This window comes from Acinetobacter sp. NigerLNRRAM0016, from assembly GCF_054112845.1.
On sequence record NZ_JBSYVT010000097.1, the window covers coordinates 1 to 1,161 of the forward strand.

2 protein-coding genes are annotated in these 1,161 nt (G+C 40.0%); both read right to left on the reverse strand.

All coding sequences use genetic code 11. The features are described 5' to 3' along the window. Positions 1-620, reverse strand: a 620-nt coding sequence (locus ACWQ4X_RS19660) for a TolC family protein (protein WP_457904673.1), incomplete at its 3' end; no start/stop codon positions are given. A 49-nt stretch (positions 621-669) separates the two neighbouring features. Then, the gene (locus tag ACWQ4X_RS19665) at positions 670-1,080 is read right to left on the reverse strand and encodes a hypothetical protein (protein WP_005180699.1); all 411 of its coding nucleotides are present in this window, start codon (positions 1,078-1,080) and stop codon (positions 670-672) included. Positions 1,081-1,161: the final 81 nt, after the last annotated feature.

Genomic DNA, 1,161 nt, shown 5'->3' on the forward strand with positions numbered 1-1,161 from the left:
TGTAAGTCGGCCTGTCTAAAAAGACGGATATTTTCAGCATGACTTAAACGTGCGCGATTCACATCTACTTGCGCGATACCGCCCGCAGTAAAGCGCTTCTCGATCGCTTTAAGGTTTTCTTCGCTCACCCGAAGTTGTTCATTGACAATGTTTCTTTCAAGTTCGGCAATGGCCAGTTGTGACCATACATATTTCACTGCAAGCTCAATTTGCGCTTGATAAATCTTCTGCTTCAGCGCTGTTTTATCTGTAGAGAGACTGGCTAATTTTTGGTTTGCTCTTCGCTCACCAAAAATATCCAAGGGTTGTGATATGCCAATGGTAAGCTCTTTTTCATTATTTGAACCAAATCCCGTTTGTTCAACTGACAGTTCAGGATTTTTAAACAGCTTACTTTGCTGAAGATTCGTGGCATTAATGCTGTTTTGCGTTTCCCAGAAATTTTGGGACGCTTGATATTGGTTAACCTGCTCAATAGCTTGCTGCAGCGTTAAATCTTGAGTACTGGCGACTACGGAAGTACTGAAGCTGATCATTGCAGATAGCAAGATACCGCTACCTAAGGCTGACCAGGATAAATTCAGGATGGAGGTATCCTGATGTAATTTGTTTTTTGACATGAAAATGCCCCACGCATAATGAAATTAGGAGTGGTGGGCTTTTATAAGACTACCCCACCAATAGTAGGGGCAAATCGGGAGGCGGGGTTAATTGATTCAGATAAGGGGGTTTATAAAAAGTTATTCCCAAATAAGTTGGGGTAATGCCGGTCTCAAAATTAGCTTTAAGCTTCAGATCATCGGGTGGGTCAATCTGAATCACGATTGTATTTGAGAAATGACTGCACTTTTCGTTAAAACAAACCTTCTGACAATAGTCATAGATTTCTTTATAGTTTTCTAGGGAATAAAGTGCTTGACGAGGACTATCACTCTTTTCGTCTAAATCGATTGGATTAGAGAGTATTGAATTGGGTATGTTTGGCATTTCATGCAGACAAGCAGCCTCTGCCACACTCCAAATATTCTGGAATGTGAATAAGAGTACCAATATCTGGATTAGAAATGTTTTTCTCTTCATACACAAATCTGTATTTAAAACACCAATCGGAAGCTAACCAAAGCTATCTAAGATCTGATCACAAAATTTAAGTCACCTTAA

Bases quoted from the DNA above. Each gene is read 5' to 3' on its own strand.
- ACWQ4X_RS19665 (WP_005180699.1), bottom strand. From the start codon at position 1,080: ATGAAGAGAAAAACATTTCTAATCCAGATATTGGTACTCTTATTCACA.